We start from the raw sequence: 24749 nt of genomic DNA, 5'->3' as shown, positions 1-24749 counted from the left end.
TATAGACACACCTGATTTTTAAATTTACTTGAATTCAATTAGCAAACTTAATTAATAAGTAACAAGTTAATTATATATCATTATAATAGAATTTTTAAGGGGATAACAAAAGTGAAAGCGATTATTTTAAGTGCTGGTGAAGGGTCAAGAATGAGGCCATTAACACTTACTAAGCCTAAAACTATGTTGCCAGTCGCTGGAAAGCCAATAATGCAATATAATATCGAATCATTAAGAAAAAACGGTATTAAAGATATTTTGTTAATTGTCCGTTATAAACGGGAAATGGTTAAGGATTACTTTGGCGACGGAAGTGACTTTGGAGTTAACATTACTTATAAAATGCAAAAAGACTTTTTAGGCACGGCTAATGCTATTTCTTATGGAAAGGATTTCATTGAGGACAGTCTAATTGTCTTAAATGGGGACATCATATTGGACGATGAGATTATCAAGGATTTTATTAAGAAATACGAGGAATCAAAACCCGACACTTTAATGCTTTTAACTGAAGTGGAAGATCCGTCTGCTTTTGGTGTTGTTGAAATTGAAAACGGAAATATCAGAAGCATTGTGGAAAAACCTAAAAAAGAAGAGGCGCCAAGTAATTTGGTCAATGCAGGAATTTACGTTTTCAACGAGGATATTTTTGATAAAATCGATAAAACAGAAATTTCCAAGAGGGGAGAATATGAAATTACAGATTCCGTAGCTTTGCAAATCGAAGACGGAAAAACTGTAATGGGCCATAAAACCGATAAGGACTGGATTGATGTTGGACGTCCATGGGAGTTAATTGAAGTTAACGAAGAGTTAATTTCCAATATTAAAACCGATATTAAAGGAGTAATAGAAGATGGTGCCCATATTCACGGTGAAGTCGTTTTAGGCGAAGGAAGCATAATCAGGTCCGGAGTTTATATTGAAGGCAATGTGTTCATCGGTAAAAACTGTGATATCGGGCCGAATTCATACATTCGGGGCAATTCCTACTTTGGAGATAATGTCCATGTTGGAAATGCTGTCGAAATCAAAAATTCGATTATTATGGAAAACACTAATGTTAGCCACCTGAGTTATGTTGGTGATTCCGTAATCGGTTCCAACTGTAATATTGCAGCCGGAACCAACATTGCAAATTTACGTTTTGATAACAAATCAGTAAAAACTAAAATTAAAAATCAGATGATTGATAGTGGAAGGCGAAAGTTCGGATCAATCATTGGAGATTCAGTAAAAACCGGAATTAACTCTAGTTTCTCTCCGGGTGTAAAAGTAGGTTTCAACTCCACTATAGGTTCTGGAGTTTTATTATATGATGATGTACCTTCCGATACAAGAGTATTGGTAAAACAGAATTATATTATTCAAGATAAAAAAGCAAAAAAAGATTAACTGGCGATATTATGGAAAATTTTAAAGACTCTGTTGTAATATGCCCTGGCGCACAAGTAATTGGAAATGTTGAATTAGGCGAAGACGTATCTATCTGGCACGGTGCCATATTAAGAGGAGATGTCGACTCAATAACTATTGGAAACAATTCCAATGTTCAGGATAATTGTGTTGTCCACTGTACTAAAGGATTCCCTGTTGAAATCGGGGATAATGTATCTGTTGGTCATGGTGCTGTTGTACATGGCTGTAAGATTGACGACAATGTATTGATTGGAATGAATGCCACTGTTTTAGATGGGGCACACATTTCTAAAAATTCCATTGTTGGAGCGGGAGCCGTTGTAAGTGAAGGCAAGGAATTTCCTGAAAACAGTCTGATTTTAGGCATTCCAGCAAAAGCGGTTAAACAGTTAAGCCCTGAACAGACAGAATTAATTCAAAACAATGCAGATAATTATGTAAGACTTTCCAAACAGTATAAGGAAGATTAAAATATGAAAGCGAGAAAAATCGTTGATGAAATGGATTCATATGTTCCTGGAAAATCCCAGGATGAGATTGCTCAAGATTTTAACTTAAATAAAGAGGATATTATTAAATTGGGCTCCAATGAAAATCCATGGGGTCCTTCTCCCAAAGCAATGGAAGCTATTAAACGGGAAATTAATTCAATAAACAGGTATCCCGAATCCCAATTGGGGGAATTGGTCTTGCAGATAGCGGAATATTCCGGTGTTGACGATTCGCAAGTTATTGTGGGTGGAGATGGTGCTGATGAAATCATTGATGTTCTGGCAAAAACATTTATCGATGCTGGAGATGAATTCATAGTTCCTCTGCCATCTTATATGTACTACGAGTATCTGTTAATGCAATATGGTGCAAAACCTGTTTATGCAAGATGGGACTTGGAAAAAAACGAACTAAACGTCAATTCAATATATGATGCAATAACCGATAAAACCAAAATGATTTTTCTGTGCAGTCCGAACAACCCTACCGGGACACTGATTGATAAAGAAGTATTGGTTGATATTGCTTCTAAAAATCCGGAAATATTGATTGTTATTGATGAGGCTTACTTTGAATACTCTGAAGTCACCAATAAAGATTTAATCAATGATTTCAACAATATTTTCATCATTCGTACAATGTCAAAAGTTTTGGGACTTGCGGGAATGAGAATAGGATATGGTCTTGCGTGTCCTGAAATTATTGAGTACATGCGCAGAATCAAACCTGTCTTTTCACTTACAAGACTGTCTTTTGCTGCTGCATTAAACACTTTTAAGGATACTGAATACATTGAAGAGTCTATCAAAAAAGGTATTGAGTCAAGACAGTATTTATATGATGAAATTTCAAAGATTGACGGGCTTTATGTATTTCCGTCAAAGTCCAATTTCATGTTAATCGACATAAGGGACACAGGTTTTACAGCCGGACAGCTGGCTTTGGAACTTATGAAAAAAGGTGTCATTGTAAGGGATTGCACTTCATTTAAAGGATTGGATGAATACTGGATTAGAATCAGTATCTGCACTCTTGAAGAGGATAAGAGATTCATTGAAATTCTAAAAGAGGTTTTAGCGTAATGTATATTGGAGGAACAGTTATTTCGTCAGTGGAATTTCATGGAAATATGTCTCTGGTTATTTTCATGTCAAAATGTCCGTTAACCTGCAGATATTGTCATAATGTGGAGCTTCTGGATGATGAAACTGAATGGTCTTTTGAAAAGATAAAACACACAATCGACTCTTCGGCAGATTTTTTAGATGCTGTTGTAATTTCAGGAGGGGAGCCGTTAGTGCAAACTGATGCAGTAATTGAAATATTAAAGTATGTCCGCAGTTTGGGTTTGAAAACAAAATTGGACACTAGCGGAATTTATCCAAGTCATCTCAAAGAGATTTTAGACTTGAATCTGCTTGATTATATTTCTCTTGATGTTAAAACAACATTTTATAAATATAAGAAAATCACCGGATCTAATGTAGGTTCCCAGGTTAAAAAATCAATGGATTTAATAAATGAGGAAGGAGTCCATCTGGAAATAAGAACTACTTTTGTTCCAACATTACATACCAAAAAGGATATTTTAAATATTGTAAATGATATTGAAGCTGATGTGTATACAATTCAGCAGTTCAGAAATAAAAACGTTTTAGATCCGGCTTTGGAAAAAGTTGAAGTTCCAAATCCTCATGATTTGGTGAAATTGGCCAAAAAAATCAAACCCTATTTTGACGGTGTTGTTAAAGTCAAATCAGGAGAATTTGGAGAACAAATAATTGAATAGGAGCATCTTATGCCGATTTTATCTTTTTCAAGTAATGATATTGATGTTATCACTGGTAAAAAAACAAGAACCATACGCAAAGCATGGAAAACTCCTCTGAAAGTTGGAGATAGGCTTTACTGCTATTGGAATTTAGTTTCTAAAGAAAAAATGAAGATTTTTGAAGCTTTTGTTACCAGGATTGAAGACCTGTCTTTTGAAGAGCTTGAAGGCAATGATGAATTGGCACGCCAGGAAGGATTTAAAGATTCCAAGGATATGTTAAAAGAATTTAAAAAGATGTATGGCGGAAGATTGTCTCCTCTTGATAAATTCCAAATAATTCACTTTGAAAAAATCGATATCAGCCAGTGGAAAGGAGATAAAATCGATGAAAAGGCGATGATTTCTAAACGGGCAGATATTTTATTTGACAGCGGCAAGTTTGATAAATCTACAATGTGTTATGATGCCGCTTTAAGATTGGATCCTAATGATATTTACCTTCTAAACAAGCAGGGAGATAACTTATCCCGGCTGGGCAGGTTTATGGATGCAATTGAGTGTTATGACAAGGCATTGGATATGGAACCTGACAACATCTATATTCTAAACAACAAGGCCATTGCTCTTCTGAACTCTGGAAACATTAACAAGGCTCTTAAAGTGAGCAACCTTGCCTATAATTATCGTCCAAGCAGTCCGATTGTTCTGTACTGGAGAGGTTTTATTTTGGAAATGCTTGGAAGATATGATGACGCATTGAGGGTTTATGACAAGCTTATAGTTATTGATGGCGAAAATCCGGAGGTTTGGAATTCAAGAGGTAACTTGCTGACCGATATGGGAATGCTGGCAGAGGCTATTGAATCTTTTGACAAGGCTGTTGAGGTTTGTCTGGATGATTCTGAAATGGATGCCGCCGCTATAAATAGGATGGGCAATGCATATATTGATTTGGGTAAGCTTGACAAGGCTCTTGAGTGTTTTAATAAAGCTATTTCACTAGAACAGTATAACATTGATTTTTTACTTAATAAAGGTGTTGTTTTAATGGAACTGGGCAAGTTTGAAGAGGCTATTGACAGTTTTAACAAGGTTTTACTTAGAAGCCCAGATAATGAAGATGCGTTTTTCCTAAAAGAGGAGTGCCTGGAGTATCTCTAGATTATTTTTTTTAAAATTTTTTTAACTAACAGCCGTTAGTTTTATATGGTCTGACTAACAACTGTTAGTCATGGAGGAGAAAAATACCAAAGAAAAAATTTTTGATGCCTCACTTGAGTTATTTTCACAAAAAGGATTTAATAATACTTCTGTTAGAGAAATTGCCCGTGAGGTTGGAATTAAAGAAAGCTCAATATATAATCATTATTCATCAAAACAAGCCATTATGGATATTATTTTAAAGACTTTTGAGGATTATTTTAATAGCTTCGATGAAAATAAAAACCATCAGATGGATGAATTATTGGACTCAGACCCTATGCTGTTTTATAGGATGGGTTCTGAGATGTTCAGGCAGCAATTGAGAAACGAAAGGATAATGAAGCTATTTAGGTTTTTCTTTATTCAAATGTATCAGGACGAAATGATAGCTGATTTTTTCCATAAGCACATTCTTGAAGAACCTCTGGAATTCTGGACTTCAATTTTTTCCAGACTAATCGAAAAAGGACTCATCAGAAAGGAATTTGACCCTGCAGTTCTGGCAAGGGAATATTATGCCTATCCTATGTTTCTGTTAATGGAGATATTTATCCAGAACAACTCCTTTCCCGATGATGAATTGGACAGGCTATTTGAAGATGCAGAACAGCATGTTGAGTTTATTCTTGGTGCGGTGAGGGTTTAAATGGATGATTTTATAGTTCCCTATCAGATTAAGGATGATTATTACGGGGATGTTAATGATTTTGCAGAAGCATTTATCGGCTTTGCAGGAACCCTGAATCTGGATGACTTGTCTGAAATGTTGGAAGGATTGCTTATCGGCGTTTATTGGGAGATATACAAAAATGATGCAGTTGTTTTGCCGAACGGTTCTCATGATGTTCTTGCCGCATTGTATGCTATGAGAAATAAGTCTAAAATGAGTAAGGATCTGGTCGATGACATTAGGGGGATGATTCTTACAAAGGAATTTTCTAAAAAAAAGACAAAAAACGAGTTAACCTTAAATAGGGCCAGTTTAAAATTACTGTTGGATTGGCTGGAGGCTACTGGTGATTTTGCTTATCAGCTGCCTTATTTGAGAAAGTATGAAGATAGTATAACCTCTGAAAAATTGGAGATCTTTTTGAAGTTGGCTGCATGGTTTTTGAAAAATTCCCCTAAATACCTAGCTACATATACGGCAGGATTTAAAGAATATTTTGAAAAAAATAAAGAATCTCATAAAATGAAGGAAGATGTAATATTTTTTAATAGTCCTGAAGAAATATATCATTTAAACATGCTTGGAGCTAATTTAATGAATAGAATATTCTGCAGGAATTTCCGCTCAAGAAAAAGAAAAGCACTGCTTTTGCCTTCCTGCATGAGGGTGTCTGAAAAAAATTGCAATGCGGAAAATACCGGACTGGGTCCTGTATGCAGGCTATGCAATAAAAACTGCAACATCTATAAAATAGCTAAGGATTTTCCCCATGAGTTATATCTGATAGAACATAATTCAGATTCTCTTAAAGGGGCAACAGAAAAAGATTTGGATGAACTTGGAATTATTGGTGTTAGCTGTGTTTTAAACCTTATATCTGGTGGTTATCAGGCAAGTAAAATGGGAATTCCTCCGCAATGTGTGATTTTAAATAGAGTTTCCTGCTCTAAGCATTGGCTGGACGGGGATTTCCCATCAACAATTGACCTTGAAGAACTTTCAACCAAATTCTAGTCTCTATATTTTTTAATTAAGCTAATTCCCCACTCAGCCATTTCGTCAGCTTGCTTTTGGGAGTTTCCTTCTGAATAGCTTCTAAAGATTGGTTCTGTTCCGGATGGTCTGATAATGACCCATCCGCCATCTTTAAATATTTTAACGCCGTCTGTAGTGTCAAGTTCGTAATCGGTGGTTTCTTTAACTTCATGGGCTATTTTTGACATTACTTCTTCTTTTAAATCGTCACTGCATTCTGTTTTCATTTTGGCTGAATAATAAACTGGAAGCTCTGAAACCAATTCGGATAGTGGTTTGTTTTCTTTAACTATTATTTCCAGGATTTTGGCAACAGTTAAAGCAGCATCCCGTCCGTAAACGAATTTAGGAAAAATCAATCCTCCGTTTTCCTCTCCTCCGAAAAGTCCGTCTGTGTCTTTTAACTTACGCGCTACAAGCAAATCTCCAACAGCAGTGGCTATCACTTCTCCGTTGTATTCTTCTGCAATATCATAAATTGCCTGTGAAGTTGCAACGGTTGTTACAATGGTTCCTCCGCCGTTTTCTTTAAGCATCTGTTTTTCAACCAGTGTAAATGTTTTATCTCCCAGAACAAAAGCTCCATTCTCATCAATACAAATGGTTCTGTCTGCATCGCCGTCATGAGCAAGACCGATATCTGCGTTTAATTCTTTTACAACTGAAATGAGCTCCTGCAAGTTTTCTTCTATCGGTTCAGGGTCACGGCCAGGGAAAAATCCGTCCGCTTGACAATTCAAAGTTGTCACGTCACATCCAAGTTCCCTGACCAAATAAGGGGCAGTAAAGGAACCTGCACCTGATCCGCAATCAAGAACCACTTTTAAATTGGCTTTTCTTATTGCATCTGCGTCAACATGTGACATTGCAGTTTGGATGTATTCGCCAATAATCTGATTATTTGTGAATTTCTCACCGATTTCATCCCAACCTGCTCTGACTGGTTCACCGTCAAAATAAAGGCTTTCGATTTCTAATTCAACATTATCTGAAAGGCCGATACCAAATTCATCTAAAAATTTAAGACCGTTAAATTTAGGAGGGTTATGGCTTGCAGTAATCATGATTCCTCCATCATAATACTGTCTTACTGCATACTGGACCGCAGGTGTTGGCAGCATTCCCAAATCTACAGCATCACAGCCGGCTGAAAGTAAACCTGCGATAACCGCATCTTTTAACATTGGGCTGCTTGTTCTTGTATCTGCTCCAACTGCAATTTTGCCTTTAACAACGCTTCCATAACATGCAGCTAATCTTGTTGCAAACTCAGGAGTTAACACGTCATTTGCTGTTCTTCTAACTCCAAAAGTTCCAAATAATCTTTTTTTATCAGACATAATTAAAATTCCTATAAATTCATTCTATATTATTTTTGAAGTTTTACAAATAAAAATATATTGATGTCTAATTTATTATCCGAAGACTGTCGCCGCTTGTTAGAATTAATTCCAAATCTGATTTGTATTCTGTTATTGTACCTGTAACTTCAACCTTTCTGTTTTTGAAATCTTCAATATCCAAATTCTTTGATTTAATCTCACTGACTTGCTTTTCAAAGATGATTAACTGAATCTGGCTTTCCCCGTCATTTACTGTAAGAAAATAGTTTGTTTTTGAACTTGACTGGGCAACATCTGTTATCACGCCGTCGACGCATACCTTCTCATCAATCATGGATCTTGTAATGTCTTTGATATCAACTTTTTTAACTTCGATTGATGGGGTAAATATAATCAGTCCGATTATGCCGATAAGGGAGGTTACTAAGGCGATTCTTAATAATTTTTCATCTGTGATTTCCATGATTTTCTGATTTGTTTTCAAATTAAAAATATCCGATAGGTTTTAAACTTGTAAAATTTATCTAATATTAGAAATATAATATGTTTTATGTTTGAAGATTTAACAAAAACAGAATTATATGCAATTTTGGCAGGTGTTTTTACTGCATGTCTGATTGTATCAAATATTATAGCAGGCAAAACATTTGATTTTTTCTCGTTTACCCTGCCCTGTGCGGTTATCATTTTTCCAATAATCTACATTGTAAATGACGTGCTTGCAGAGGTTTATGGTTATGCTAAGGCCCGTCGCATTATTTTACTTGGGTTTTTCATGAATCTTGTTGCGGTGATTTGCTATAATGTGACTATCTGGCTTCCTGCACCGGTGTTTTTTGAAAACTCACAGGCATTCGGCATTGTTTTAAGTTCTACTTTAAGGCTGCTTGTTGCAAGTTTTGTTGCATATTTGATAGGGTCAATTGTTAATGCGAGACTGATGGTTTATCTTAAGAAATGGGATGAGGAAAAGCTATTTTTCAGATGCATAGTTTCAACATTATTTGGTGAAGGTCTGGATGCAATAATTTTTATTACAATAGGATTTATAGGAACAATACCTTTGGAGGCACTGGTGATGATGGTGATTGCTCAGGCGATGTTTAAGACACTATATGAGATTGTCGTATATCCGATTACACGGGCTGTCATTAACAATATTAAAAAATTGCCTGAGATTTAATTTCCTGTATTGTACATGGAAATTAATCTCTCAACAGTATCTACATCCATCGGACCCTTATCTTTTCTTATATTTTTAACAACAGGGAATCTTAAGGAGTAACCTGTCTCATATTCCGGAGACTCGACAATTTCTGAAAATGCAATTTCCAGAACGATTTTAGGCTCAACTCTGATTTCCCTGCCTTTGGTTGAAATTTCAAGTTCCTTCATTTTACCGGTCAGATATTCCAATGTCGCATCATCAAGGCCTGTTGCTGCATAAGCAACGCTTTTAAAATCATCGTTTTCATCTCTTAAAGCCACCAAGTAAGATCCGACGAAATCTCCTCTTTTTCCGATTCCGTATGTTCCTCCAATAACGATCATGTCAAGGGTTTCAGGTTCTGCTTTGTATTTAAGCATTTTTTTACCTCTAAGGCCAGGAATATATGGTTCTGAAGCATCCTTAATCATTATTCCTTCATGCCCTTCATTAATTGAGCGTTCAAACAGTTCCTGAACTTCGCCGATGTTGTCGGCAGTTCCAACAATCATTGTGCTCAGATTCATCCCGTCAATAGAGGTGTCAACAATTTCTTCTAATATTCGTCTTCTATTTTTTAAAGGCTCGTCAATCATTGGAACTTCATAATATAAAACATCGAACAGGTATAATTTTAGAGGAACATTTTCAATAGCCTCTTCAACATTATGCTTTCTTCTAACGCGGTGCAATATGTTCTGGAAAGGGAGGGGCTTTCCGTTTCTAGTGGCTATTACTTCCCCTTCTACGATGTAGTTCTCATGGGGGAGGTGTTCATCAAACAGTTCCACGATTTCTGGAAGTGCATGGGTAATGTTTTCAAGTCTGCGTGTGAATATTTTAATTTCGCCGTTGTTTCTGTGAACCTGGAGCCTGATGCCGTCATACTTGGTATCGCAAATTGCAACGCCCATTTCAGGAATGATTTCATCCAATGGAGGTGCAAGCTGAGCAAGCATTGGTTTTACAGGTGTTCCCGGTGTCAGATTAAGCTTTTCTAAACCGGCGCTGCCCTGTTCTTTTGCAGTTTTTGCAACGATTGAAAAATCATTTGTAAGCATCTGGGCTCTTTCAACTACTTTTTTATCAATGCCGAAAGCTTGCGCAATTGCATCTCTAACCACTCCGTCTCCAACGCCGATTCTCAGTTCTTCGGTTATTGTACGGGTCAGATATTTGGCTTCAGTTGCACTTGCCTGACTTAACAGCTCTAAAATAACTGCAATTTTACGGTTGGTTGAACGTGATCCGCTGATTTTAGACAGTTTGCGCAGGCTGTTAAATACAAAATCAATTGTCAGGGGCTGTGAGAAAAATGTTGTCTGGGATTTTTTAGCATATAATTTAATGCATGCAAGGCCGATGTCTCCTTCGTCACGAACAGCATCCTCAACGCCAGATTGTGTTGTTCCAACAGCTTCCGCTACTGCCCTTTCAACTAATTTTCCGCCGATTCCAATTTCTTCCGAACTCCATGCAGGAAACACGACTCCCAAAATCAAAAGTCCGACTTTTTCAATTGTATCAGAGTCTAATTTCTTTAAAAATTCAGAAATTATCTCTGTTTTTTCTAATCTTTTTGTTGTTGCTTCCAATGCTGAGTATACATCTACTAATTCCTGATATCTCATTAAAAATCGCCTTTAGCTATTTTTACTGCACAATATTCACCACACATCGCGCACATCTCTTCATCTTCAAGTTCACATTTGTCACGATATGTTCTAGGTTTTGACTTGTCCAATGCAAGGTCAAATTGTTTTTCCCAATCGAATTCTTTTCTTGCTTTGGCCATTGCACGTTCACGGCTCCATGCGGATTCAAGACCCTTTGCAACATCAGCGGCCTCTGCAGCAATTTTGGATGCAATAATTCCTTCTTTAACATCTTCTAGACTCGGAAGGGATAAGTGTTCTGCAGGTGTTACATAACACAAAAAGCTGGCTCCTGCTGATGCGGCTATTGCTCCTCCTATTGCTCCTGTGATGTGGTCATAGCCAGGTGCAATATCGGTTACTAACGGTCCCAATACGTAAAACGGAGCGCTGTGACATATTGTTTTTTGAATTTCCATATTTGCTTTAATCTGGTTTAATGGCATATGTCCCGGACCTTCCACCATCACCTGAACGTTTGCATCCTGTGCTCTTTTAACAAGACCTCCCAAATTCACAAGTTCCTGAATCTGAGGGATGTCGCTTGCATCTGACAGACAGCCGGGTCTTAAACCATCACCTAAAGACAATGTGATGTCATATTCATATGATAACTCTAAAAGATAATCGTAATTTTCATATAACGGATTTTCCATATCGTTATGGTTAATCCAGGAAGCCATAAAGGTTCCGCCACGACTTACAATTCCCATCATTCTATTTGCGGACTTTAATTTGCTGACCAAATCTTTAGTAATTCCGCAGTGAAGGGTCATAAAGTCCACTCCCTCTTTTGCCTGATTTTCAATAGCCCTGAAAATATCATCAGGATCCATATCAATGATTTCTTTGTCTTTTGAAAGTGTTACAACACCTGCTTCATAAATCGGAACAGTTCCAATACAGATATCGACTGCATCCATAATCTTTTTTCTGAATAACTTTAAATCAGAACCTGTTGATAAATCCATAAGTGCATCTGCACCGTATTCCTGAGCCAATTTTGCTTTATTAATTTCAAGATCAATATCGTCAATTTTTGATGATGAACCGATGTTTGCATTAATTTTAGTTCTCAAACCTTCTCCAATACCGCATGGTTTTGAGTGTCCATTAATATTTTTTGGAATTACAACTTTTCCGCAATCTATTAATTTAGCTAATTTATTTACATCTATATTTTCTATTTCTGCAACATATTCCATTTCTGGTGTAATATTTCCTTTTTGCGCTTCACTTTTTTGGGTCAAATTTATCCCTCTATTGACTAATCACTATTAATTATATATCAATTAAATATTAGTATGCTTATCATAAATATTGCTTTTTATTGCTATTTAAAATATTTTTACAGGTCGAAATTGGATATGTAAATTTGAAAATCAATTGGATTTTAAAAAATATATTTAGCATTCAACCGTTCCCTGAACTTAGAAAGATTATATCTGGGCGATTAAGTAGTATTGTCGTTATTTTGACATATTAAAAATAAGCTATATAATTAGTAGATTATGAATTATCTGATACTTATCGCAACTTTGAAATCTTTTTTCATATTGTATTTATTTTTGATATTACTAATTAACCTTTGGTGTATGATTTCAAATGCAATATATTTATATACAAATATACAAATATATTACATAGGTGATAATTTATGATAACAACCATCAGAATAGATAAAGATTTGCAGCGGCAGTTAAAAATGAAAAGCGCCGAAACTGGCAAAAGCCAACTGGATCTGGCCAATCGATACATCCTGGACGGATTGAAAAACGATAAAACACCGGCAAAACCTGCGATGAGCTTGGATGAAATAGAAAAACTTTTAAAACATGACCTGCCCGAAGGCGATGATGTATCTGAAAAACTAACCGGGCTTGCCGATGCACCAATCAGAACAAACGCCGTCGAGTTAAAAAAATCATCATATAAAAGAGGTTAATATGATATTTCTAGACTCAACATACCTGATTGGAGTCATACTTAAAAAAGACACCTGCACCGAAAAGGCACTTAAATTAAAGCCGGTTCTGAAAAACGAAAGGAAACTGATAAACAGTACGGTTTTTACAGAAGTCCTCAACAGCCTGAAGGCAACAAACTCAACATACGATGTTGATGAACTGACAGAATTGCTCCTATCATATGAAATAGATTTTTTAGGCTCTGATGATTATGCAGAAGCAGTTGCATCATATAAACATTACAATCATGCAGTCAACTTCAGCGACTGCACCATACTCCAGACCATGATTAAAAACGGAGTCAGTACAATAGTTTCATTCGATTCAGATTTTGATAAAATCAAAGGCATCAACAGAATATACCTTTAAGCCATTATTCTAAAAGATGGATTACATTTTAAATAATAAAAAAAGATTGTAAATAGCACATATGCTATTTTACTTTAATTTTGGATTTTAACTGTTTTTGCAGAGCACAGGAAATCTCTACTAAACTGTGTTGTGGCAGTGAAAGTCCCTTTCTTGGTGATTTTAACAGTGTTTCCTGTGATGTTTATTCCGCCGATTATAGATGCAAAACCGTGAGCGTGTTTTCACCTTCATGCAGGTCGTGTTTTAACAGTTTTTCTATTCATCTAAACTCATTGCCGGGGGTTTTGCTGTTGTTTTATCCTTTTTCAATCCATCCAGTATATTGATTGACCAGATTCAGTTGGCTTTTGCCTGTCGCAGTGCTTTTCAGTTTTAGCCGCTGCTGTAAATCTTTTACTGATTCTGATGGTTGTTATCATAAATATCGCCTATTCGGTATATTTGCATATTTATATATCGTCATTCTAAGGGCGAAACATAAAAGTTCAATTGATATCGGAAGATGCATTAAGCATAGAAATATTATAGCTACTGATTATATAGTAACAGATACATAGAATTAATTAAATTGTGTTTAATGGGGTGTGTTTACTATAAAAATTATATTCTTTGATACCGAAACAAGCGGTCTTGATTGTTCCTGCTGTAAGATTATTGAACTTGCAATGTTAACTGTTGAAAATGGGATTATTGTAGATACTTATGATGAATTCATTGACATAGGAGAGTTCATTTCTCCAAAAATTTCTCAATTAACCGGAATTACAAATAATATGATACAAAATGAGGGAATCGATGAGGAAACTGTTGCTTATGACTTAAAAGAAAGACTCACGGCAAATACATTGATGGTGGCTCATAATTGTCAATTTGATTTGCAGTTCGTTTATTCACTGTTAAAGCGTCATTTTCCAGATGATGCGGATTATATCGTATCTAATTTAAACTGGATTGATACTGTATCTGTTTTAAAAGACAGAAAGGATTATCCTCATAAGTTAATTGATGCTGTTAAATATTACGGTATTGGTGAAGTTAATTTTCACAGAGCTATTGATGATGCAAAAGCATTATATCAGGTTGCAGTGGCCATGAAAAACGAACGTGATGATTTATCAGAGTATATAAACATATTCGGTTACAATCCAAAATTTGGCGTAAGTGGCATTAAATTCCCATTTATTGAATATAAGAGACAGCCTTACCATAATCGGGGATTGCTGCCTCAGGAAAGATGTTTGCCGAGAAGATAACAATTAAATTAGGGGGTATGGCAAATCAGGATTGTCCTTTTTAGGTTTTTCCCCTCCAATTTTTTTCAAACGCATTTCTAAAAATTTTCTGCCATTTTCTGTTTTAGCGTAAATCGAAATGGATTGGCCTACAGTTTTTATGCTTTCATTTTCTCCGATTTCACGAACATGTCTTGATGCGCAGGATGTAATGACGTCACAGCCGTCAAATAATTTTCTTGCGTCTTCAGCAGACTTTTTTGTCGTGTGGACAACAAAAACATAGATATTCACATCAGGATTTTCCAATTTAATCCTTTCAATTTCCTCAATGTCTCCGGCCAGAGTTACAGTAACTGCAATATTTTTAAATCCTTTGGCAATTGCAAGTTCTATTCCTTTAAGTTGATCAATTTCGGCTGTTTTTGGATGGGCAATATTGTCCTTGCCCATTTCAGCTATCAATTCCGGAATCGGACTGGTTTTTACAAGGCCTGAAACCCTTCCTCCAATTCCCTGTACAAGTTCCGGCTCTTCAACGATTAATGTTCCGCAACCTTCTAAAACCATCACAACACAGTCGATTACATCCTCATCTAGTAATGTGCACATAATCTCTGAAATGCCGAAATTCAAAAAGTCCTTCATTCTTAATTGGCGATTTGGCATACACATTCCAAAATCATCAATTCTAAATTGCATATTTTCAGCTATTGCTTCAGATGTCAGTCTCTTAATTCCTCTGTGGTGATCAAAAAGAGGACAGTACTCAACTTCAGGTTCACTTACACTGACAACCTTTCCGTCTTTAATTGTTACTTTGCTCAGTCCCATGGCTTCAATAATATGTTCTCTCATAGTTTTGAGTTTGTTAAAAAAAGTATTTATAATTGGAGGTTATGGGAAAGACTTCTGTGTCTTTCCCTAAAAAATATGGCTAGAATTCATAAAAAAATAAGGAAGAAATTGGGATTTTTCTTCCTACATATATTGGATAAGCTGTTCGTCTGAACTGCTTCCAGGTTTTACTTTATCGATTGCTTCTTTGAAATATTTATTTGGAACTTCTTTTGCTTCGAGATTGTCTCTTAAAGTAAGCATTGCTGCTTCTCTGCATACTGATTCGATGTCTGCTCCAACATATCCTTCAGTATTTTTAGCGAGTTTCTTAAGATCAACATCTCCAGCAAGAGGCATGTCTTTAGTGTGTACTTTAAAGATTGAAAGTCTTGCTTCCTCATCAGGCTCTTTGACCTGTATGTGTCTGTCAAATCTTCCAGGCCTCATAAGTCCAGCATCTAAAATGTCCGGCCTGTTGGTTGCCGCAATGATTGCAACATCTTCAAGTTCCTCCAAACCGTCCATTTCAGTTAATAGCTGATTTACAACTCTTTTAGTTACTCCGCTGTCAGTGTCATTTCCGCTGCGTGTGCTGGCTATTGCATCAATTTCATCGAAAAAGATTACTGTCGGAGCAGTTTGTTTAGCTTTTCTAAATACTTCTCTGACGCCTTTTTCAGATTCTCCAACCCATTTGGATAGAAGTTCAGGGCCTTTTACTGAAATGAAGTTTGCTTCGCTTTCACTTGCCACAGCTTTTGCAAGCAGTGTTTTACCGGTTCCAGGGATTCCGTAAAGCAATGTTCCTTTTGGAGGTCTTATTCCTAAACGTTGGAATGTTTCCGGGTGTTTCAATGGCCATTCAACAGCTTCTTTAAGTTCTTGTTTTACATCTTCAAGACCTCCTACATCATCCCATTTGATGTCAGGGATTTGTACAAGGACTTCTCTTAAAGCTGAAGGTTGGATTTCTTTTTGAGCTGATTTAAAATCATTACCTGTAACTACTATTTTTTTCATTACTTCTTCTGGAATTTCTTCGTCATTTTGTATTTCCGGCAGGATTCTTCTAACTACTCTCATTGCAGCTTCTTTACATAATGATTCAATATCAGCACCTACAAATCCGTGGGTGGTATTTGCGATTTTGTCTAAATCAACGTCTTCTGCAAGAGGCATGTTCCTTGTGTGAATTTCAAGCACTTCTTTTCTTTCTTCGCTGTCAGGCACTCCGATTTCTATTTCACGGTCGAATCTTCCAGGCCTTCTAAGTGCAGGGTCAAGGGAATCAGGTCTGTTTGTTGCACCAATCACCACTACTTGGCCACGGGATTTAAGACCGTCCATTAATGTTAGAAGTTGAGCAACGGTTCTTCTTTCAGTTTCTCCATTGGTTTCTTCTCTTTTTGGTGCGATAGCGTCTAGTTCATCGATAAATATGATTGAAGGGGAGTTTTCTTCTGCTTCTTCAAAGTATTCTCTTAGGTTTTCTTCAGATCCCCCTACGTATTTGCTCATAATTTCCGGTCCGTTTATTGCAATGAAGTGGGCATCACTTTCACTTGCCACTGCTTTTGCAAGTAATGTTTTACCTGTACCTGGAGGACCGTGCATCAATACTCCTTTTGGAGGGGCAATGCCTAATTTTTCAAAGAGTTCAGGTCTTTTGAGAGGAATTTCAATCATTTCCCTTACTTTTTTAACTTCTTCTTTAAGACCGCCAATATCTTCATAGCTTACATCTACAAGGTTTCCAACACCTTCGATTTTGCTTACGTCAACTGGGCTTTCATGAAGTTGCACTTCGGTATTTGGACCGACAATAACGATGTCTTTCGGATTTGTGGACACGACTGCAAACTTGATTTCTCTCATTGCCGGTGTGAAGTCCATTAATTCATCAAATATGCTGTTAAAGCCCATGCTCATACTTGGTCTTGGGGCTTTGATTTGTGATCCGATGATGTCTCCTTGAACCATTACTTTCCCGGCAAATAAACTGCGCACATCTCCTTGCACACGTATATTATTGTCAATTGGAGCCAGAACAACTTTTTTAGCTTCCACTGCTTTGATTTTTTTAACTTTAACTTCTCCGCCTATGGTTGCACCGGAGTTTTTACGGACTAATCCGTCAATTCTGATAACTCCAAGTCCAATGTCTGTTTGTGAAGGCAGAGCTATTGCTGCAGTTCTTTTTTCGCCTACAATTTCAACCAAGTCTCTTTCATGGATGTTTAAATCATTCATTACATTTGGGTCAAGTCTTGCAACGCCCTGACCAACATCTTTTTGTGAAATTGCTTCTGCAACTTTTAAAGTAATTTCATTTTCTGCCATGATAATCATCTCCTGTGTGAGTTTATTGTAATCATAATTTTTTTACTGCCAATCTTTTTATTACTTTTTGTAACTTTATTGACAGGTATAACTGTGTAGGTTTTACTATATAAATGTTTCGGTTAAAAAAGTTTTTGAATTCTCTTTTAAACTCAGTTATTTAATCAATAAACTTTTGTCATAATGTAGTTTAATTAAAATGATTATATGAAATTGAACCAATAAAAAAAAGTGGATATTAAAGTGAAATAGCTTAATTAAAAGTTTAATTACTTTTGTATACTTTAATATTTGTTCGTATAAATCAAAACAGTTTATCTTATAACTCCGCCAAAACCGATAAACAGTTCCTTGACCTTTTGAATATCCTCTTTGGATATTGCAACAACTTCAAAAGTTAAACTGATGGAGTCTTCGCTAATCTGAGGTCCGTTATAAGCATCAATCAGTTTGATGTTAAGGATATTTGCGATTTTTTTAGATGCATCCTGTATGGTCTCGACATTAACATTTTTAGAAAACACGCAGCTGATTGATTCGGTCTTTTTGGCGGTGTTGCTGATTTTCCATTGGTGGAGTTCACTATCGCTTAACACTTCTATATTGGCTATGCGTAATTTTTTCACCTTGTTTCCGTCAATTAAAACTGCAGTTTTACCATCTATTTTCTCCAAGATTCCGACATGGATTTTCCCGGAATAGATGTGTCTTAATCCGACCTCGCTACCTATAGCTTTATTCAATAGGCTGAATTCATGATTAAGTGCGTTAATGGCCTTATCACTTCTTCCTAATGCATTCTTAATATCGCCCATGTGCCTTGTCGCTTTAATTGCAATCTCAACAAACTTCTCATCATCTTGGCTGTTGATCACGTCTCTTAATTCAGTAACTGCATCTGCAAAGGTATTTCTGATTTTCGCACCGTTGTTGTTCATGGACTGGATGTAATATGTTAGATAAGGATTTTGAGCAACAATACGTGCAATCATGTCAATCATCAGATTATATATCGGACTTTCATAATCCTCGGTTTCGGATAAATCAATTTTCAGCTTTTCAATAGCCGAAGCGGTGGAGATAAATGAGAAATGAGTTAATACCTGGACAATGCTCATCATATAATCATGTTTTTTAGCTGTAGTTTCAATTATTCTCATATTTTTGCTGTCAAGATAATCATAAACTTTATCATACCATTCTCCTTTCTTGTCGGCTGTTAAAACGATTACCTGATTGTCCAGTTCTGTTGTTCTCGGACCGAAAATAGGATGTGTTGGAATATATTCTACGCTGTCGGGCAATGCCTCTGCCATTGTTTTGGAGGGCTCCTCTTTAACGGATGTGACGTCAAGCATTAGTGAACCTTTTTTCATATATGGTGCCACTTCCCTTATAACATCAGATGTGTGGTGGATGGGAACGGAAACTATTAATATGTCGCTGATATTGGCCAGACCTGCATTGGATTCAATATAATTGACATTCATGCTATCTGCAACACTTTTTCCTTTTTGGTGATCTCTTCCGGTAATATATACTTCAAATTCGTCTCTTAAGTAGTAGATGAGGGTTTTTCCCAAACCGTCACTACCTCCAATAATTCCAACATTCATTTCAATCATTAATTATTTTAAATTAGTAAGTATATATATTAATTAGAAAAAGTATTGTGAAAACATGAAAATTATAAAACAAGATACAAAAGAGGGAATTATTGAATTGGTTCCCGAAACATTGGATGATTTATGGCATTTGTCCCATATAATCGAAACCGGGGACAATGCATCCTCTAAGACTACCCGGCGTATACAGGATAACACCGGAGATAAACTAAGAAGCGACAGGGGAGTTAAAAAAACATTTTATTTAGGTTTGGATATTGAAAACATTACCTTTCATTTATTCACCGGAAAATTAAGATTAACAGGAGTCATTACAAGAGGTCCTGAAGATTTGATTCCTCTCGGATCACACCATACATTGGAAGTTAAACTCAACACTCCGTTAACCATCAAAAAACAGAGATGGCAAAATTGGGCAATAAAAAGACTCAATCAGGCTATTGACGCTTCCAAAAAATTGTCTGCAATGATTATTGTTTTGGAAGACGACACCGCAACTATCGGTCTGATGAGGCAATTCGGAATTGAATATTACGGTCCGGTTAAAGGCCATGTTTCCGGCAAAAGGATAATTGATAAGAACAGACAGAAGAATATTGTTCAGTTTTATGAAAAAGTCATCGAATCAATCGAAAAGTTCGACTCAATTCAGAATATTGTCATTGCAGGACCTGGATTTGTAAAAAATGATTTTCATGATTATCTCAAGGAAAAACATAAAAGTCTGGCTAAAATGTCTGTTATAGAAGCTACCGGATCAGGCGGACGCAACGGAATTAGTGAAGTTCTAAAAAAGGGAACTGTTGAAAAGCTAACTTCCGAAAACAGGGTTGCTGTTGAAATGGGAGCTATTGACAAATTACTTGCACAAATCGGTAAAAACTCATCCAAAATTGCCTATGGGATTAAACAGACAAAAGAGGCAATTAATTTAGGCGCTGTCAGCCAACTTTTAATTTTAGATACTAAAGTAGCAAGTGAAAACATGGGTGAGCTGATGGACATGGTGGAAAATATGAAAGGGGAAGTAATGGTCATTAGCAGTGAACATGAAGGCGGAAAGCAACTGGAAAGTCTTGGTGGTATGGCGGCTATTTTAAGATATGAAATTGCCTGATTTCGTACAGATTTATATAATATGAAAAATTAAAAGTTATATGAGAGATTAATTATGTATTATTCGTCAATTATTATTGCATTTATCTTTGTTTTTATTGTAACTGCAGTATCTACATTAGGTTTAACTATTGTTTTTAGATTTTTTGGAAATCGAGGATACCTTGGTAATTTATATCCCAATGTAAGGGGTGGAATTCCACGTGCCATTGGAGTAATACCATTTATTGTACTGGCATTTTTCATGATACCTGGTTGCAATTCAATTATTTTAATAATCGGTATATTTGCATTGATTGACGATATTTTAGGAAGAAGAAAATGTGTTCCGTTAGGTATTGAGTGGGGTCAACTTTCAAGGGGAATTGGAATTGTTTTAGTTATGATTGCATGTATTCTTAAAGGATATTGGATTTCTTCAATATTTATAGCGCTTATGGTTCAGCCGCTTAATATTTCAGATATGCAACCCGGTTCTACATGTATCGTAACCATGATTATGGCTGTTTTAACAATTATTCTCATGTTAATTGTAGGTTCACCGACTGTAAATGAATTGCCTGCCGTTTATACTCCATTATTGATATTTATAGTATGTCTGGCTTACTGTCCGCTTGACTTTTCAGGAAAAATCATGTTGGGCGAAGTTGGAAATCACACATTTGGTGTAGCCCTTGGATTAGCTTATTATTTAGTTGGAGGATTATGGTCAGTTATTTTACTCGGATTTATAACTGTTGCATTAATCGCATTTGTTAGAAGAAATAATTTAAGAGTGTTCTTCAGACAAAATTTAAGAATCCTTGATCCGACATTTGGAGATTATTTCATGGACGTCTTAACTGGCGGAGGATTGGGAGACTTATTTAGAAGACTGATTCTTAAAGACAAACAATATGAGGTTAGACATCCTTTATTGATTTCATTAGGGTTTAGAAGATTATTGTTCAATCCCTTTGCATCACATCCAAAAAAATACACTCCTAAGAAAATACCAAACTTGAAAAGTGGGGTTTAATTTATGAAAGTATTGTTTATGGTTACCGGTAGAGGATTAGGTGGGGATGCAGCTATTGCTCTTAATACTATGAAAGCGCTGGAAAAAAGAGGTGTCGAATGTGAAGTGGGTTTGGATTCTTCTGCCTCCGGAGACTTATTTGAAAAAAATGGTTACTTTGTACATAAAGTCTCAATTCCTCAAGCGGGAGGCCATTCTGCAACTAAATTATCTGCATTGAAAGGCGGTTTAAAATTAATTACGGCTACTTTCAAAGCAATGTCTGCTATTAAAAAATCAGGAGCCGATTTTGTTGTTGGTGTTTTGGGAGGGGGTGCGATTGTCGGATCTTTAGGCGCTAAATTCACGGGGAAACCTGCTTTTTCTTTAATTTCGACACCACTGGATTCAAAAGTATGTCCTAAATTTAACCAATGTTTCGTATTTCCGGAACTGGATAAGTTCAGATGGGAAAAACTCCCTAAAAACATGACAAGGTCATTTTATCCATTGGCTGAAAACACAGAAAAGGGAAACGAGAAAGTGGCTCTTCAGAAACTAAAGGAATTTCCTAATTTTGATGAAAACAAAAAAACAATTGTATTTTCCTCAGGTTCATCCATATTCAAAGGCACAGTCGACGCTATTAACTTAGTTGCCGGTGATACTGATGAATATAACCTGGTTTTGGTGGGATTGCCTCTCCATGAGGAATATCTTGATGAACTTGACGATGATAAAATAATCTATGCAGGTTTTATTGACTGGATTAATCATTTATTTAAATTTGCCGACTTGACTGTCTTAACTGATGATGGTGTTTCCCTTGAAGAGTCGCTGCTTTGTGAAAAGCCCATCATTGCCCTTACAAAAGTCAAATGGGGAAGATATCAAAATATGGCCGGTGTATTTAAAGGGGCCATTATCGAATCTGAAGTCAGTGATGTTTGCAAAAGCATCAATGAGGCATTTGAAAATTATGACTCCTTAAAACAAAGGGCTATTTTCTATGGGAAGCAGTGCAATGAGGCCGCTGATGTTTTAGTGGATAAAATGTTAAAAGAATTAGAATAGTGGCGTTATAGCCACATGTTTTTTATAATTTTATAATTGGAATCGGTTGACGGATGGATTTCTAAAAATTCATCATAATCATCCAGGTCATAATCCATTCTCATTAGGTATGATAAGTATGCCAAATCACTTACGGATGAAGGTGATATTGCATTAATTTCGTTTATTCTGTTATTTTTCTTATCAAATTCAATTTCAGTATATCCTGTTTCTCCGGCTAGGATGTTCCAAAACGAGGATGGCCCTGCAATTCCTGGAATTGCAATTTTTGCTTTGTCTTCATCACTGCATAATGATTTTTCATTTTTAACAAAACTCACTTCCATGTTCAAACTTATGTTTTGAGGAATGCACTCATAGCTTATTTTATTTGCATGCCCAGCCATATTTCTTGCAGCTGTGATGCCCTCCTTTCTTGCTACTGGAGTTAACATGTATCCTCCGGTAACATCTCCTGCAGCATATATATTCCCAACAGAAGTTTTCATCATTTCATCAACTTTAACTGTCCGGTCAGGGTTCAACTCAACAATCCCTTCAACAATTTCACTGTTGGGTGTTCTGCCGGTTGCAAAAAATGGAATTCCTTTTAATTCAGCATCATTTTCAAGCAAAACCTTATCTTTAAATGCTTCTGCAACGCTTGTGTTTTCATAAATTTCAACATCAGGAATGATTTTTTTCAACACATACTCCTTTGTTTCGGCACTGATTTCTTTTAAAAATGTACTTCTTGCAAGAATATTCACTTCACTACCTAATGTTGAGTAAATATTAGCTATTTCGGCAGCTATAATGCCTCCTCCGATAATATTCAATTCTTCAGGAACATCATCGATTTTTAAAATATCTCGGTTTGTCAATCCAAATTCTCTGCCTTTAATCTCTGGAATAAACGGACGGGCTCCGGTTGCAACTAATAAATTGCCGTATTCAAAACTTTCATTATTTACACAAACGGCATCATCTTCAATGACGGCTTTCCCATAGACAATATTGTTTCCGACGCTTTCATTTTCTAATTGGTTTATGTGCCTCAGCATCTTTTGAGTTTCAACAATTTTCTCAACAATTTTCTCATAGGATATCTCAATTTGGCTTTTGAGAAATCCATGTTCTGTAAATCTTCTGTTTGACTCTATAAATTTGGTAATGTCTGTTAATGCGCAAATCACCATACATCCTTCGTTTAAACAGGTACCTGCAATATGGCTTTTTTCAATTAAAGTAACCTCTTTTCCTAATTTTCCAAGTTCTAAAGAGGCCAATCTTCCGGAGGGCCCTGAACCAATAACAATATTTTCCATTATAACACCTTGTAGATAGTTTTATATAATACTAACTTTTAATATTATGGTATATATTAAATTTTGGAGAGGTAACTTATGTGTATTGCAGCACCTGCTCATGTAGTGGAAATTAATAGAGAAGAAAACTGGCTGTATGCTGACTTTGGCGGAGCAAGACAACAAGCAAAATTGGATCTTTTACCTGATGTTGAAATTGGTGATTATGTTCTTATTCACGCCGGTTATGCAATAGAAAAATTAACAGAAGAAGCTGCTAAGGAATCTTTAGAAGCTTGGGAAGAACTTTTGGAAATTCTTGAAGAAGAAGACAAAGAATTGGAGAATCAAATGACTGATTAAAATCAGTAAATTGAAACTCTTTTTACTCCTTTTATTTTTAAAAATTCATTTATCAAATCGCCGCTGACAGCTTCTTCGGTTATTATGGTCAACAGCGGATTTTCTTGAAGTTCTGTATCTTCAGCGTAAGCCTGCCTTATGCTAATGCCTTTTTTTGTAATTAAACTTGTAGTGTTTGCAAGTATTCCTTCGCTTTCAGACCCCACTTCTATTTCAATCACTCCCAGCTTTAAGTTTTTGGCAATGTTTTTTAGAAGTGTTCCTGCAGGCACAATGCTGCTGAAGAGATTATACAATTCCTCGTCTTCTCTTATTAATTTAATTGTTGATTTTATAGCTCTTCTATCTACATCCGCTGCTGTTGCCAGTGATTTGTCGCTTATTTTAAGATTTCCGCAGTAAATTTTACAATCATCGCTTACGGACAGTCCAAGTTCAATCATTTTTTCTGCAACTCTTAATCTTGCAGGGTATTTTTTAAATTTTTCATTAATTTTTTCCCACATTTTAATCAACACTCCAACTTTTTGTACATTTAAGTTAGGTTATGTTGAGTATAATATATATTTATTATGCAATTTTATAAAAAAGATATAATATTGGTCATGTAAATTTCAGCACAAAACTCTTTAAAAGGAATTTCAAGTTTTACAATCCTGATTCTATATTATTGATTAATAATAATGTTTAAAGGATGTTGCACAACAATCTATAGTGCTGATTTTGTATAAAAAAGATG

Annotated in this window: 24 protein-coding genes; 15 read left to right on the top strand and 9 right to left on the bottom strand. The window is 35.9% G+C overall.

Annotation, left to right across the window (positions count from 1 at the left end; translation table 11 throughout):
• The first annotated feature begins 111 nt into the window (after positions 1–111).
• The 7 genes from glmU to Q4Q16_RS03305 all read left to right on the top strand — a co-directional run bounded on the left by glmU (position 112) and on the right by Q4Q16_RS03305 (position 6572).
• Positions 112–1395, top strand: a complete 1284-nt coding sequence (glmU, locus tag Q4Q16_RS03335) for a bifunctional sugar-1-phosphate nucleotidylyltransferase/acetyltransferase (RefSeq protein WP_303346272.1) — start codon at positions 112–114, stop codon at positions 1393–1395.
• Positions 1396–1406: 11 nt separating this feature from the next.
• Complete coding sequence (locus tag Q4Q16_RS03330) at positions 1407–1889, top strand: gamma carbonic anhydrase family protein (protein ID WP_303346270.1); 483 nt, start codon at positions 1407–1409, stop codon at positions 1887–1889.
• A 3-nt stretch (positions 1890–1892) separates the two neighbouring features.
• The gene (gene hisC, locus Q4Q16_RS03325) at positions 1893–2993 is read left to right on the top strand and encodes a histidinol-phosphate transaminase (protein WP_303346269.1); all 1101 of its coding nucleotides are present in this window, start codon (positions 1893–1895) and stop codon (positions 2991–2993) included.
• Entirely contained in the window at positions 2993–3700 is a 708-nt protein-coding gene (locus tag Q4Q16_RS03320) for an anaerobic ribonucleoside-triphosphate reductase activating protein (protein WP_303346268.1), read from the top strand. Before hisC ends, Q4Q16_RS03320 begins: the two co-directional genes overlap by 1 nt.
• Before the next feature lie 9 nt (positions 3701–3709).
• Positions 3710–4846 (top strand): tetratricopeptide repeat protein, encoded by a 1137-nt coding sequence (locus Q4Q16_RS03315; protein WP_303346266.1) that lies wholly within the window; start codon positions 3710–3712, stop codon positions 4844–4846.
• Positions 4847–4916: 70 nt separating this feature from the next.
• Positions 4917–5534 carry a TetR/AcrR family transcriptional regulator gene (locus tag Q4Q16_RS03310; RefSeq protein WP_303346264.1) on the top strand — a complete coding sequence of 206 codons (618 nt, stop codon included), beginning with the start codon at positions 4917–4919 and terminating at the stop codon, positions 5532–5534.
• Positions 5535–6572: a DUF116 domain-containing protein gene (locus Q4Q16_RS03305; RefSeq protein WP_303346262.1), complete on the top strand. Its 1038-nt coding sequence runs from the start codon at positions 5535–5537 to the stop codon at positions 6570–6572. It begins immediately after the preceding gene.
• On the opposite strand, the gene glmM is transcribed toward Q4Q16_RS03305, so the two are convergent.
• Both glmM and Q4Q16_RS03295 read right to left on the bottom strand, forming a co-directional pair.
• Positions 6569–7948, bottom strand: coding sequence for a phosphoglucosamine mutase (glmM, locus tag Q4Q16_RS03300; RefSeq protein ID WP_303346365.1), 1380 nt, complete (start codon positions 7946–7948; stop codon positions 6569–6571). The two genes, Q4Q16_RS03305 and glmM, sit on opposite strands and share 4 nt — an antisense overlap.
• A gap of 52 nt (positions 7949–8000) precedes the next feature.
• Positions 8001–8399 (bottom strand): OB-fold nucleic acid binding domain-containing protein, encoded by a 399-nt coding sequence (locus Q4Q16_RS03295; protein ID WP_303346260.1) that lies wholly within the window; start codon positions 8397–8399, stop codon positions 8001–8003.
• Positions 8400–8486: 87 nt separating this feature from the next.
• Between Q4Q16_RS03295 and Q4Q16_RS03290 the strand changes: the two genes are divergently transcribed.
• Entirely contained in the window at positions 8487–9119 is a 633-nt protein-coding gene (locus Q4Q16_RS03290; RefSeq protein WP_303346258.1) for a queuosine precursor transporter, read from the top strand.
• Here the strand turns inward: Q4Q16_RS03290 and Q4Q16_RS03285 are convergent.
• Positions 9116–10774 (bottom strand): ATP-dependent DNA ligase, encoded by a 1659-nt coding sequence (locus Q4Q16_RS03285; protein WP_303346256.1) that lies wholly within the window; start codon positions 10772–10774, stop codon positions 9116–9118. The genes Q4Q16_RS03290 and Q4Q16_RS03285 overlap by 4 nt on opposite strands.
• Positions 10774–12048: a phosphomethylpyrimidine synthase gene (thiC, locus tag Q4Q16_RS03280; protein WP_303346254.1), complete on the bottom strand. Its 1275-nt coding sequence runs from the start codon at positions 12046–12048 to the stop codon at positions 10774–10776. The genes Q4Q16_RS03285 and thiC overlap by 1 nt, the downstream gene beginning before the upstream one ends.
• A gap of 455 nt (positions 12049–12503) precedes the next feature.
• Between thiC and Q4Q16_RS03275 the strand changes: the two genes are divergently transcribed.
• From Q4Q16_RS03275 to Q4Q16_RS03265, 3 genes are all read left to right on the top strand, one after another.
• The gene (locus Q4Q16_RS03275) at positions 12504–12743 is read left to right on the top strand and encodes a hypothetical protein (RefSeq protein WP_303346252.1); all 240 of its coding nucleotides are present in this window, start codon (positions 12504–12506) and stop codon (positions 12741–12743) included.
• Between the two features lies 1 nt (position 12744).
• Positions 12745–13134: a type II toxin-antitoxin system VapC family toxin gene (locus Q4Q16_RS03270; protein ID WP_303346250.1), complete on the top strand. Its 390-nt coding sequence runs from the start codon at positions 12745–12747 to the stop codon at positions 13132–13134.
• 587 nt (positions 13135–13721) lie between these two features.
• Positions 13722–14390: a PolC-type DNA polymerase III gene (locus tag Q4Q16_RS03265; protein ID WP_303346248.1), complete on the top strand. Its 669-nt coding sequence runs from the start codon at positions 13722–13724 to the stop codon at positions 14388–14390.
• A gap of 3 nt (positions 14391–14393) precedes the next feature.
• Here the strand turns inward: Q4Q16_RS03265 and Q4Q16_RS03260 are convergent, their stop codons facing one another.
• The 3 genes from Q4Q16_RS03260 to Q4Q16_RS03250 all read right to left on the bottom strand — a co-directional run bounded on the left by Q4Q16_RS03260 (position 14394) and on the right by Q4Q16_RS03250 (position 19174).
• Entirely contained in the window at positions 14394–15227 is an 834-nt protein-coding gene (locus Q4Q16_RS03260) for a methanogenesis marker 8 protein (RefSeq protein ID WP_303346246.1), read from the bottom strand.
• Between the two features lie 123 nt (positions 15228–15350).
• Positions 15351–17549 (bottom strand): CDC48 family AAA ATPase, encoded by a 2199-nt coding sequence (locus Q4Q16_RS03255; protein WP_303346244.1) that lies wholly within the window; start codon positions 17547–17549, stop codon positions 15351–15353.
• 314 nt (positions 17550–17863) lie between these two features.
• Positions 17864–19174 carry a prephenate dehydrogenase gene (locus tag Q4Q16_RS03250; RefSeq protein ID WP_303346241.1) on the bottom strand — a complete coding sequence of 437 codons (1311 nt, stop codon included), beginning with the start codon at positions 19172–19174 and terminating at the stop codon, positions 17864–17866.
• A 55-nt stretch (positions 19175–19229) separates the two neighbouring features.
• On the opposite strand from Q4Q16_RS03250, the gene Q4Q16_RS03245 reads away from it, so the two are divergent.
• Genes Q4Q16_RS03245 through Q4Q16_RS03235 form a run of 3 tightly spaced genes read left to right on the top strand, consistent with a single transcriptional unit; the run spans position 19230 to position 22361 of the window.
• Entirely contained in the window at positions 19230–20291 is a 1062-nt protein-coding gene (locus Q4Q16_RS03245) for an mRNA surveillance protein pelota (RefSeq protein WP_303346239.1), read from the top strand.
• A 54-nt stretch (positions 20292–20345) separates the two neighbouring features.
• Positions 20346–21308, top strand: coding sequence for a cell wall biosynthesis protein (locus Q4Q16_RS03240; RefSeq protein ID WP_303346238.1), 963 nt, complete (start codon positions 20346–20348; stop codon positions 21306–21308).
• Positions 21309–21311: 3 nt separating this feature from the next.
• The gene (locus Q4Q16_RS03235) at positions 21312–22361 is read left to right on the top strand and encodes a glycosyltransferase family 1 protein (protein ID WP_303346236.1); all 1050 of its coding nucleotides are present in this window, start codon (positions 21312–21314) and stop codon (positions 22359–22361) included.
• Between the two features lie 5 nt (positions 22362–22366).
• Here the strand turns inward: Q4Q16_RS03235 and Q4Q16_RS03230 are convergent, their stop codons facing one another.
• On the bottom strand, positions 22367–23668 hold the full coding sequence (locus Q4Q16_RS03230; RefSeq protein ID WP_303346235.1) for an NAD(P)/FAD-dependent oxidoreductase: 1302 nt from the start codon (positions 23666–23668) through the stop codon (positions 22367–22369).
• A 78-nt stretch (positions 23669–23746) separates the two neighbouring features.
• On the opposite strand from Q4Q16_RS03230, the gene Q4Q16_RS03225 reads away from it, so the two are divergent.
• On the top strand, positions 23747–24010 hold the full coding sequence (locus Q4Q16_RS03225) for a HypC/HybG/HupF family hydrogenase formation chaperone (protein ID WP_303346233.1): 264 nt from the start codon (positions 23747–23749) through the stop codon (positions 24008–24010).
• 2 nt (positions 24011–24012) lie between these two features.
• On the opposite strand, the gene Q4Q16_RS03220 is transcribed toward Q4Q16_RS03225, so the two are convergent.
• The gene (locus Q4Q16_RS03220) at positions 24013–24528 is read right to left on the bottom strand and encodes an amino acid-binding protein (RefSeq protein WP_303346231.1); all 516 of its coding nucleotides are present in this window, start codon (positions 24526–24528) and stop codon (positions 24013–24015) included.
• Between the last annotated feature and the right edge of the window lie 221 nt (positions 24529–24749).

It is taken from the genome of Methanobrevibacter sp. (assembly GCF_030539875.1).
In the GTDB taxonomy this organism is placed as follows: Archaea; Methanobacteriota; Methanobacteria; order Methanobacteriales; family Methanobacteriaceae; genus Methanocatella.
The sequence above is the reverse complement of the archived record's forward strand: the minus strand, read 5'-3'. Positions and strand labels throughout refer to the sequence as shown.

What these genes read in the sequence shown, in the direction of transcription:
- Q4Q16_RS03330 (WP_303346270.1), top strand. Translation starts at nt 1,407, where the DNA reads ATGGAAAATTTTAAAGACTCTGTTGTAATATGCCCTGGCGCACAAGTA.
- hisC (WP_303346269.1), top strand. Translation starts at nt 1,893, where the DNA reads ATGAAAGCGAGAAAAATCGTTGATGAAATGGATTCATATGTTCCTGGA.
- Q4Q16_RS03320 (WP_303346268.1), top strand. Translation starts at nt 2,993, where the DNA reads ATGTATATTGGAGGAACAGTTATTTCGTCAGTGGAATTTCATGGAAAT.
- Q4Q16_RS03315 (WP_303346266.1), top strand. Translation starts at nt 3,710, where the DNA reads ATGCCGATTTTATCTTTTTCAAGTAATGATATTGATGTTATCACTGGT.
- Q4Q16_RS03310 (WP_303346264.1), top strand. Translation starts at nt 4,917, where the DNA reads ATGGAGGAGAAAAATACCAAAGAAAAAATTTTTGATGCCTCACTTGAG.
- Q4Q16_RS03305 (WP_303346262.1), top strand. Translation starts at nt 5,535, where the DNA reads ATGGATGATTTTATAGTTCCCTATCAGATTAAGGATGATTATTACGGG.
- Q4Q16_RS03295 (WP_303346260.1), bottom strand. Translation starts at nt 8,399, where the DNA reads ATGGAAATCACAGATGAAAAATTATTAAGAATCGCCTTAGTAACCTCC.
- Q4Q16_RS03290 (WP_303346258.1), top strand. Translation starts at nt 8,487, where the DNA reads ATGTTTGAAGATTTAACAAAAACAGAATTATATGCAATTTTGGCAGGT.
- Q4Q16_RS03285 (WP_303346256.1), bottom strand. Translation starts at nt 10,774, where the DNA reads ATGAGATATCAGGAATTAGTAGATGTATACTCAGCATTGGAAGCAACA.
- Q4Q16_RS03275 (WP_303346252.1), top strand. Translation starts at nt 12,504, where the DNA reads ATGAAAAGCGCCGAAACTGGCAAAAGCCAACTGGATCTGGCCAATCGA.
- Q4Q16_RS03270 (WP_303346250.1), top strand. Translation starts at nt 12,745, where the DNA reads ATGATATTTCTAGACTCAACATACCTGATTGGAGTCATACTTAAAAAA.
- Q4Q16_RS03260 (WP_303346246.1), bottom strand. Translation starts at nt 15,227, where the DNA reads ATGAGAGAACATATTATTGAAGCCATGGGACTGAGCAAAGTAACAATT.
- Q4Q16_RS03255 (WP_303346244.1), bottom strand. Translation starts at nt 17,549, where the DNA reads ATGGCAGAAAATGAAATTACTTTAAAAGTTGCAGAAGCAATTTCACAA.
- Q4Q16_RS03250 (WP_303346241.1), bottom strand. Translation starts at nt 19,174, where the DNA reads ATGATTGAAATGAATGTTGGAATTATTGGAGGTAGTGACGGTTTGGGA.
- Q4Q16_RS03245 (WP_303346239.1), top strand. Translation starts at nt 19,230, where the DNA reads ATGAAAATTATAAAACAAGATACAAAAGAGGGAATTATTGAATTGGTT.
- Q4Q16_RS03240 (WP_303346238.1), top strand. Translation starts at nt 20,346, where the DNA reads ATGTATTATTCGTCAATTATTATTGCATTTATCTTTGTTTTTATTGTA.
- Q4Q16_RS03235 (WP_303346236.1), top strand. Translation starts at nt 21,312, where the DNA reads ATGAAAGTATTGTTTATGGTTACCGGTAGAGGATTAGGTGGGGATGCA.
- Q4Q16_RS03230 (WP_303346235.1), bottom strand. Translation starts at nt 23,668, where the DNA reads ATGGAAAATATTGTTATTGGTTCAGGGCCCTCCGGAAGATTGGCCTCT.
- Q4Q16_RS03225 (WP_303346233.1), top strand. Translation starts at nt 23,747, where the DNA reads ATGTGTATTGCAGCACCTGCTCATGTAGTGGAAATTAATAGAGAAGAA.